The sequence below is a fragment of the Anaerovibrio sp. genome, from assembly GCF_045637405.1.
Lineage (GTDB): Bacteria > Bacillota > Negativicutes > Selenomonadales > Selenomonadaceae > Anaerovibrio.
Genome location: NZ_JAZTZI010000135.1, coordinates 1 through 9,810 on the forward strand (window position 1 = coordinate 1; position 9,810 = coordinate 9,810).

Sequence of the window (9,810 nt, forward strand, 5' to 3'; positions counted from 1 at the left end):
TAGGAACAAGGTCTTCAAGTGATATGAATTGGATTTGTGACTGTAATTCACGGTTTTTCTTTCTATACATAAAACATGCCCCCATTAATGTTAATTATACCATTAATGGGGGCAGGCTTGTTTATTTGTCTACAGTCTGAAAGGAACTCAAATTTGAGTTCCTTTTTTAATTTTATTTTAGTTGTTGTATTTATTTTTTAAAATTTAAACTTCCTCAGCACAGTCTGTACATCCTGGGCCAGTTTGGCCAACGCATCGGATGCGGAGGCGATTTCCTCAGCGGATGCGGACTGCTCCTCAGTAGCAGCGGATACGGACTGCATTTCGTCAGCTACGCGGCGGGCACCGGCATCGATTTCGTTCATTTCGCCGCTGATACCTTCTGCCTGACGGGCAACTATCTGAACTGTCTCGGCCATATGATTAACATTGTCGCTGACCTGATTTACAATGCCGGCGATTTCATCAAATACCTGACTAAGACCTTCAACAGACTTAGTACCCTCGATAACAGCATCATTTCCCTTGGCCATGGCATCCACAGCCTTGCTGGTATCGTTCTGGATACCACTGATAAGCTGAGCTATCTGCTGAGCTGCCTCTCCGGACTGCTCTGCCAGCTTTCTTACTTCCTCAGCTACTACAGCGAAGCCGCGGCCCTGTTCACCGGCACGGGCTGCCTCAATAGCGGCATTCAATGCCAGCAAGTTGGTCTGGCCAGCCAAATCGGAAATGGTATCTACGATGGCACCGATTTCCTGGGAACGCTCACCCAGCTTGTCTACCAGCTGAGAAGCATATTCGGAACTCTGACGCACACTATGAATCTGCTTAACAGAGCTGCCAACCTCCACAGTACCGGCAGAAGCCTTTTCGGCCGCCTGTCTGGACTTATCTGCAACATTCTCAGCCTCTTTGCTGATATTTTCAACGGAATCACTGATCTTAGTAACTTCAGAGCTACCCTTGTCTACAGCTTCTTGCTGCTTTTCAACGATTTCGGCAGCTCCGGTAACGGACTGGGCTACGGATACAGCTGCATCAGCAGACTGCATGGAGCTGGCGGTGAGCTCCTCAGAAGCAGAAGCAATCTGCTCCGCACTCTTGGACACTTCACTAAGGAAGGAATTTACGGATTTGGACATTTCGAAGAGAGCACGCTCCACATCACCGAACTCATCACCACGGGAAGAAGCCTGTCCCTGAACTACGAAATTACCGGACTTCAGGCGATTACAGGTATCAATCATTTCCACAAGCGGAGCCTTAATTACCCTGATAATATACAGGCTTACGAAGAGCAGCAATACGAAGCACGCTACTATGCTGATAACCATGGTACGGGTAGCACTGGCGCTGGCCTCCTGATTAGCGGCATTAACAGCAGCAGCTTCTTCCACAGCGTCCTTGGTCAAAGCCTTCAACTGATCGCGGAGCTTAGTGGTATCATCCTTACCAGCCCGATTGTACTCAGCGGTACCAGCCTCGGAGCCACCAGCCTTAACGGCATCAATTACTGCTGGCAAAGAGGTCTTGAACTTATTCCAGGTCCCCATCATTTCCTTGACCTTGGCATCAGTTGCCGGGTTGTCCTTTACCAATGCGGCGTATTCATTTATCTCTTCCTCAAAGGAAGCAATATCCTTGGCCTGTGACTTCTTAACCTCATCACAGCGGGACGGATCGGCAATAGCCTGCATGGAGCGAACCTGAATGGTTCTCATCTTCTCAGTACAGCTGCCCAGCATATTTACGCTATGAAGCTCTCTGGCGTAAAGGAAATCCAGCTCCCCAGCAGCCTTGTCTATGGAAGAATACCCCCTATACCCCACAAACAACAGACCTACAATACTGATTGCCACCAAGATCAAAATCTTGACTGTTACCTTTAAATTGTTCACCTAAATTTCCCCCTCGTGGAATAGTAAACTGTCCTCTCCCTATTCCATTCTTTTTTATTTTAATTTTTTAAGCTAAAACCTTGGAAAGTCTGATAAACTCTGTATCCAGAGTCTTTCTATTATTAGTGGCCTCGTCAATAGGAATCTCTACCACAACCCCTGTATCAAATCCTACTACCACATCTTTCTTCCCCTCAATCATTGCCAGTACAGCCTTCTCCCCCAGCATGCTGGCATTTATGCGGTCTTCCACTGTAGGTGAGCCGCCACGCTGGATATGCCCCAGAACAGTAACTCTGGTGTCAATCTCTGTTTTCTCCTGAATCTGCTTGCCCAGCTCTGTGGTGGTGACACTCATTCCCTTCAGGGCTCCATCAGCAACCACCAGCAGACTATACTTTTTCCCTTTGGCATAATCTGCACGGATTTCCTCACAAATCTGGTCAATGTTGGACTTGGTTTCAGGCACCAGTACATACTCGGCACCACCGGCGATACCAGCTGTCATGGCCAGCCAGCCGGAGGTCTTGCCCATTACCTCAATAAGCACTATACGGCGATGAGCACAGGCGGTATCGCGGAGCTTGTTTATGGCATCCACCACTGTATTTGCCGCTGTATCGGAGCCAATGGTGTAATCAGTGCCCCACACATCATTTTCAATGGTGGCCGGAATACCAATAACCGGCATACCGAATTCCTTGCTCATAGTGGCGGCACCTTTAATGCTGCCACTGCCACCGATGACGATAAGGCCTTCGATACCATGCTTTTTCAAATTCTCATAGCCCTGACGACGGCCATCCTCCTCAAAGAACTCCCCGCTGCGGGCTATTCCCAGGAAGGTGCCTCCCCGCTGAATCATATCGCCTACACTGCGGGTGTTAAGCTCTTCGATTTCGTCATTAACAAGTCCCTTGTAGCCGTTGTGAACGCCCCAGATGTGGACGCCCTGATGGACTGCGGTGCGGACAACTGCACGAATGCAGGCGTTCATGCCTGGGCAGTCGTTGCCGCTGGTCAATACTGCTATATTATGTAACATGGTGTGGATTCCCCCTTTTACTACATATAGTTTTCGTTATGGGCATTGCTTTCAGCAAGGGACTCAGTGCTAAAACTATTGTTTTGCTTTCAATTAGTCAGCTAGAAAAATCCAAACTCGCTTTGCCCTTACAGGCCTAGCTTTGCGTCGCTCAAACAGTGGATGTTTTCTAGCTGTGTAAGTATGCAAAAAATAGTTTCTTAACGCACTTCGCCCAACGCTTCAAGCAATTGCCCATAACAAAAATTCTTCTGTGAATTAATAGTTTATCTACCACGCAGATCTCGTTCCATATCGCGCTTTACAGCCTTATCCTTAAGATCCTGACGTTTATCATAGTTGTGTTTACCGCTGGCCAGAGCTATTTCAATTTTTGCTCTGCCCCTAACGAAGTATATTTTCAACGGAACTATGGTAAAACCCTTCTCACGGGTCTTGCTAAATAATTTTATTATTTCCTGTTTATGCATCAACAGCTTGCGTGGCCTGCGTTCGTCGTGATTAAAAATATTTCCGTGATCGTAAGGACTGATGTGCATATTTACAATAAATATTTCGCCGTTTTTTATTTCGGCATAGCTGTCCTTAAGGTTTGCTTTGCCTTCACGCAGGGATTTTACTTCGGTTCCCTGGAGAACCAGCCCTGCTTCGAAGGTGTCGTGAATAAAATAGTCATGGCGGGCCTTGCGGTTTTCACAGACTATTTTAGTGCCTTGATTTTTTTTGCCCATAAAAGTTCTAAATCTCCATAAAATAAGCTTTCCGTTAAGCTCTGCAGTGGTCTATATTCGGAACGCTTGCGCTCTCTAGTTTACCTAGTGGTACTAAGCTCATTCTGCGCTTTCAGCTTGAATTCACTAAGTACCAAGGTAAAATATGTCCTCATATAGACCACTACTGAGCAATTATATTATATCTCAACTATTATACTGTCTTTATTTTTTCTTTTCTTCACTGACTTGTGGTCGTGTTTGTTGCGCTTAGAAGCTTTTGTTTTCTTTTTAGGTTTTGCATAAACAGCCTTTTCAAGCTTTTCCTTGGCTTCCTTTTGCTTCTTTTCTTTGGCAGTTTTTTTGCGGTCGAATTTCTTGGCGGATATTTTATCTGACTTGCCAGTTTTTTTACCAGCCTTACCGACCTTGCTTGTTTTTTCCTTGGACTTTTTGCCGGAAGTCTTTTCCCGTGGCTTACGGTCTGTGGAGTTTTCCATTCGTAAGGCCCGCGGGTCGCAGTTATCCTTCACCACGAAGTCCAGGGCTTTTTCTTCCACGCTGGCCCTTACAAGAATAACCTCCACGGTATCTCCCAGCTGGTAGCTGCGATGATGATGGTTCCCCACCAAAGCGTAGCGGTTTTCCACATAGTCGTAGTAGTCGTCCTTCAGGGTAGTCATATGAACCAGCCCCTCCACGCCGTTATCTAGCTCCACAAAGAAACCAAAGCCGGTAACGCTGCTGATGACCCCTTCAAAGGTGTCACCCACGAACTGCTCCATGTATTCTACCTTCTTGAGATCGGTGGTATCCCGCTCTGCAGATACTGCCACCCGCTCCCGCTTGGAGGCATGCTCAGCCATTTCCGGCAGCTTCTGAACCAGCTGCTCCCGGCGTGCCTTTGGAATGCTTCCTGTGGTAAAGCTCTCCCTAAGGAGTCTATGAACTATTAAATCGGGATAGCGGCGGATAGGAGAAGTGAAATGGGTATAGTATTCCGCAGCGAGGCCGAAATGGCCCTCATTTTCCGCAGCATATCTCGCCTGCTGCATGGAGCGGAGAGATACAGTGCCCAAAATCTTTTCCTCAGGCTTCCCCGCTATTTTTTCAAGGGCAATCTGAAGCTCCTTTGGACGGATATTTCCCTCTGCAGAGGTCTTTAAATGCAGTCCAAAAGTACCCATAAGGCGATTTAATGCCTCGATTTTCGTTGGCTCAGGTGTTTCATGGATACGGTACATAAATGGCTGCTTACGACGGCACATGTGCTCCGCCACAGTCTCATTAGCCGCCAACATACACTGCTCCACAATGGACTCACCCAGATTGCTGACACGCTTTTTAAGGCCCACAGCCCTGCCATTTTCGTCCAGCTTCACCTTTATCTCCGGCACCTCAAAATTAATGGCGCCACGATTATGGCGATATTTGTACATGGCATTGCGCACCTCTTCCAGATTATAGAGAAGTGGCAAAATATCCTCATTGTCCTGGCAGAAATCCTTGTCCCTATCCACCAAAATCTTGTTTACCAAGGTATAAGTCAAACGGCGATATACATGAACCACCACTGGCAAAATCTTGTATTTAGTCACCTTGCCCTCAGGGCTGATTTCCATTTCACAGGCCATGGACAGACGGTCAACTCCTGCATTAAGACTGCAAATGCCGTTGGAAAGCTCCCTTGGAAGCATTGGTACCACATGGTCCACAAGGTATACAGAGGTCCCTCTGGCCTGAGCCTCGATGTCCAGTGGCTGATTTTCCCGCACATACCAGCTTACATCCGCAATGTAAACTCCAAGGAAGAAGCTGCCGTCATCGTGCTTTTCCACATAAACGCCATCATCAAGATCCTTGGCATCCTCACCGTCAATGGTGACAATTTTAAGCTGTCTGCGGTCCTCACGGCCATTTTTGCCAATGTGCTCCTCGGCATTTATGGACTGCTCCACAGCATTAGCAGCCTGCTGAACCACCTCAGGGAATTCCTCTGCCAAATCATACTGACGCATAATGGAAAGAATATCCACCCCGGGAGCACCAGATTTCCCCAGCACCTCCACAATATGGCCTTCAGCCTTTTTGCCGCCCTCGGGCCATTGGGAAACCTCCACTACCACCTTGTAACCGGTTTTGGCCCCTAAAAATTGCCCGGAAGGAATATAAATGTCCTCTTTTATACGGGTATCATCCGGGGACACAAAGCCGAAGTTTCGGCTGGCGGAAAAAATACCAACGATTTTGCTGTTGGCCCGCTCAATAACCTTATATACCTCTCCCTCCTTGGAACGACCGGGAGTAACGGCATATTGAGGAAAAAGACGCACCTGCACGGTGTCCCCGTTCATGGCGGTATGAAGGCCGCTCTTCAAAATGAAGATATCATCCTCATTTTTCTGCTTTCCCTCAGGGGTTACGAAGCCAAAGCCACGGGAGGACAAGGACAGCACGCCTGTAACCAGCTCCTCTGCCACCGGCTCCCTATGTGTAATCTTCGTTTTTACCTGTTTTATTTTTTTATCTATTTTCTTATGTTGTAATTTTCTCTTCATAATTTATCTTTCTTTAAATGTAGTTATATGGCAGAGGACTGCTGAGTTTCACGCCGTCTCATCACTAAAACTTTTTCTTGCTCTTATATAGTGGCAAAAATCATAACTCGCTTCGCACTTACAGCACTAGCTTCGCGTCGCTCAAACAAATGATTTTTACCACTATAATCAAGGTATAGCAATAAAAAGTTTCTTAACGTACTGAGACTAAATGTTCAACTCAACAATCCACTGCCATATACTATTTTCGAATGGGGCAATTGCTTGAAGCGTTGGGCGAGGGGCGTTAAGAAACTATTTTTTGCATTCTTACACAGCGAGAAAACATCCACTGTTTGAGCGAAGCGAGTTTGGATTTTTCTTGCTGACTAATTAAAAGCAAAACAATAGTTTTACTATAAACACTTAGCGAACACAAGCCGATGGGCGCAGTGTAAGCTTAGTGTGCGTGTAAGGGCAGATGAAAGCCCGTATGCTTTCATCTTGCTTAGCCCTGAGTCCCTGCTGAAAGCAATGCCCCTATCGAAAATATTATATTTCTATGAATGCTCTCTTATAAACTCGTCAACTAACTCGAAGGCCTTGTCACGCTCACACCCTATGGTAATCAGATGCCCGGACTCCTCCAGCCATATCAGTTCCTTCTCATAGCTTCCGGACAAATCATAAATCTTATTTGCACTGCGGTCACGGGCAGTATGATCGCCGTGGCTGTGCATTACCAGCATAGGGCATTTCACCCGCGGCAGCTCCCGCTTGGTTCTGTCAATAAGGTCCAAAAGCTCATGTACTGACACCATTGGATACTCACCGTAGGAAGCATTACAAACCTGTGGCACATCAAAATGCATCCGCTTCTTTTTAGGCCAGTATTTATTCTTGCAATATTCCTTTGCCGGCAGACGATAAAGCTGCTTATCCTCATGAATAAATATTGGGGCCGCCAAGGTACAGCAGCACTTTACGTTGGCATTGGCAGCAAGAAGAATGCTGAGCAAGCCCCCCATGGACTGTCCCACCACGGAAATCTTTTCGCAAATAGAAGCTAATATGGAATAACCATCGCACACTGAATCATACCAATCCTCCGAGGTCATGTGAGCCATATCCTCGGTGGTGGTGCCATGTCCGGCCAGACGTACCGCCAGCACGGTGTATCCCTTGTCATTAAGATATCTGCCCAACAAAAGCATTTCTGCCGGAACTCCGGTGAAACCGTGGATTAAAAGTATGCCATGTGGGCCTCCCTTTAGGAAGAAAGGCTCGCCGCCGTTAATAATCATGCTGGTTATCCTTTCATTCAAAATAAAAAACGCCTACTACCTACCATAGAAACTATGATGGATAGTAAGCGTCTTGTGTCAAATCACATGGTCATCTTGGCAATCACTAAAGTGATTACTGCAAAAAGAATCGCAAAGACTACAGTTACTCTTGCCAGAAGTGCATCCATACCGCGGGCACTGCTGCTGAATACTGTGTCACTACCGCCGCCCAGGCCCATACCTGCAGACTTTGGAGACTGAGCTAACACTGAACCAATCAGAACGATAGCTACCAATGCATCTATTACCATCAAAACCGTAAGCACTCTACGGACCTCCTATTCCATCTCAAAGTAGATTATAACGCAATTTTTCAAATTTTTCCTCATTTTTATGAGGAAAATTACCTTATAGCGTTTCAACGAGTAAATATCGTGTCAAACTCGTTACATCATAACACAAAACATTATTAAATACAAGAGATGGATTAGTCGATGGTTCTGATCTGGATCTTATTTGTGTTGTTACCCTTGCTCATGTTTATGCCGGAGGTTACCACGGCAATATCACCCTTGTTGACTAAGCCGGAGCGAAGAGCTGCCGCAATGGAGGCACCAGTACGATCTGGCTCATCATCCCAAATACGGCCGTTAACCAGCTGTACGCCCCAACGAAGGTTCAGCTGACGGGCTACCTTGGAGGTGGAAGCATAGGCGATAATAGTTGCCTGTGGACGATATTTTGACACCATCTGAGTGGTGAAGCCAGTCTCGGTTGGAGTGATAATAGCAGTAGCATCCAGCTCGTAGGCCAGCTGTACAGTGGAATGGGCCACTGCATCAGTAATGCTCTTTTTATGCTCCATACCCTTGGTAATGAAGCGGTTCTCGTAGTGTATGGACTCCTCAATGCGCTTGGCAATGGTACTCATGGTCTGCACAGCCTCCACCGGGTAATCACCACTGGCAGTTTCACCACTGAGCATAATGGCATCGGTGCCATCGAATACCGCATTACCAACATCAGAAACCTCGGCTCTGGTTGGACGAGGATTGCTGGTCATGGACTCCAGCATCTGGGTGGCAACGATTACCAGCTTACCAGCCTTGTTACACTTGGCGATAACATCCTTCTGAATAACAGGAACATCCTCGGCAGGAATCTCCACACCCAAATCACCGCGGGCTACCATAATACCATCGGCAGCAGCGATAATGGCATCAATATTCTTTACGCCCTCAAGATTTTCTATCTTGGCAATAATTTCCATGTGGCCGTTATTGTCCTTTATGAGCTTTCTGATGGCCTCCACATCGCTGGCACGCTGAATAAAGGAAGCTGCCACAAAATCCATATCGTGCTCAATACCAAAGAGGATATCCTTTTCATCCTGCTCGGAAATCGGTGGCAAGCCGATAGCTACTCCCGGTACAGCCACACGCTTACGGGTACTCATTGGACCATTGTTGAGAATTTCAGTTACAATGTCCTGGCCATCAATTTCTTTTACCTTAAGACCTACAAGACCGTCGGAAAGGAGAATGGTGTCACCAGGCTTAACCTCCTGATAAAGATTCTTGTAGCTGATAGGAGCCCCGTTTTCATCACCTGGCTCATCGGACTGGGTAAGACGGAAGGTGTTTCCCTTGACCAGCTGAACCTTGCCATCCTTAAAGGAACCAAGACGCATCTCAGGACCCTTGGTATCTAACAGAAGCGGAATAATGGTATCGGTGTGTCGGGCCGCCTCACGAACTTTCTCGATTCTCCCCAGCTGCTCTGCATGGTCGCCATGGGAAAAATTAAAACGGGCGCAATTCATGCCGTTTTTCATCAGCTCTTCAATAACTCCAGGCTTATCAGTGGTAGGCCCCATGGTACAAACGATTTTGGTTTTCTTAAACATTGCTCAGCACACTCCTTACATTATTTTTGTTTATGTATCTTAAAATAGTAATAAAAAGCTATTATGGTCAGCCTATACATTCTATTCTATTGTACCACGAATGTCTAGCACAAACACGGTAAAAAATCAAGAATTGTTATTCATTGTTGTTTGGTATATTCTATATAGGATAGTTTTTTAAACCTCATCCCCCTCCTGTGGAGGGACCTTCCCCAAAGGGGAAGGCTATACATGAAAGGAATGTGTTGATATATGAAGTTAAAGCATGTTATGAAGCGCTCCGGCGTTGTGGTGGACTACGATTCCTCCAAAATTTTCAACGCCATTGCAGGAGCCAGCAAGGCTGTAAATGACTCCTTGTCTACAAGGGATATTCAGAAGGTTGTGGACCAGGTGGAGTCCGCCATTGAGAACTGGGAAAATAT

At 46.6% G+C, this 9,810-nt stretch carries 8 protein-coding genes; 1 reads left to right on the plus strand and 7 read right to left on the minus strand.

What is annotated here, in order from left to right; translation table 11 throughout:
- Nucleotides 1-197: 197 nt before the first annotated feature.
- The 7 genes from ACKI5G_RS09445 to pyk all read right to left on the minus strand — a co-directional run bounded on the left by ACKI5G_RS09445 (nt 198) and on the right by pyk (nt 9,385).
- Entirely contained in the window at nt 198-1,901 is a 1,704-nt protein-coding gene (locus ACKI5G_RS09445; RefSeq protein WP_407399797.1) for a methyl-accepting chemotaxis protein, read from the minus strand.
- 67 nt (nt 1,902-1,968) lie between these two features.
- A complete protein-coding gene (gene pfkA, locus ACKI5G_RS09450; protein ID WP_407399799.1) occupies nt 1,969-2,946 on the minus strand; it encodes a 6-phosphofructokinase in 978 nt (325 codons plus the stop codon).
- Between the two features lie 266 nt (nt 2,947-3,212).
- A complete protein-coding gene (gene smpB, locus ACKI5G_RS09455; protein WP_407399801.1) occupies nt 3,213-3,677 on the minus strand; it encodes an SsrA-binding protein SmpB in 465 nt (154 codons plus the stop codon).
- Between the two features lie 179 nt (nt 3,678-3,856).
- Nucleotides 3,857-6,214 (minus strand): ribonuclease R, encoded by a 2,358-nt coding sequence (gene rnr / locus ACKI5G_RS09460; protein WP_407399803.1) that lies wholly within the window; start codon nt 6,212-6,214, stop codon nt 3,857-3,859.
- A 539-nt stretch (nt 6,215-6,753) separates the two neighbouring features.
- Nucleotides 6,754-7,518: an alpha/beta hydrolase gene (locus ACKI5G_RS09465; RefSeq protein WP_407399805.1), complete on the minus strand. Its 765-nt coding sequence runs from the start codon at nt 7,516-7,518 to the stop codon at nt 6,754-6,756.
- A gap of 62 nt (nt 7,519-7,580) precedes the next feature.
- Entirely contained in the window at nt 7,581-7,790 is a 210-nt protein-coding gene (gene secG, locus ACKI5G_RS09470; protein ID WP_037329902.1) for a preprotein translocase subunit SecG, read from the minus strand.
- Nucleotides 7,791-7,966: 176 nt separating this feature from the next.
- Nucleotides 7,967-9,385 carry a pyruvate kinase gene (gene pyk, locus ACKI5G_RS09475; RefSeq protein WP_407399807.1) on the minus strand — a complete coding sequence of 473 codons (1,419 nt, stop codon included), beginning with the start codon at nt 9,383-9,385 and terminating at the stop codon, nt 7,967-7,969.
- 270 nt (nt 9,386-9,655) lie between these two features.
- Between pyk and ACKI5G_RS09480 the strand changes: the two genes are divergently transcribed.
- A partial coding sequence (locus ACKI5G_RS09480; protein ID WP_407399810.1) for an ATP cone domain-containing protein occupies nt 9,656-9,810 on the plus strand: 155 nt, incomplete at its 3' end.

Coding starts and splice junctions, on each gene's coding strand:
- pfkA (WP_407399799.1), bottom strand. CDS start 2,946: ATGTTACATAATATAGCAGTATTGACCAGCGGCAACGACTGCCCAGGC.
- smpB (WP_407399801.1), bottom strand. CDS start 3,677: ATGGGCAAAAAAAATCAAGGCACTAAAATAGTCTGTGAAAACCGCAAG.
- rnr (WP_407399803.1), bottom strand. CDS start 6,214: ATGAAGAGAAAATTACAACATAAGAAAATAGATAAAAAAATAAAACAG.
- secG (WP_037329902.1), bottom strand. CDS start 7,790: ATGGTAATAGATGCATTGGTAGCTATCGTTCTGATTGGTTCAGTGTTA.
- pyk (WP_407399807.1), bottom strand. CDS start 9,385: ATGTTTAAGAAAACCAAAATCGTTTGTACCATGGGGCCTACCACTGAT.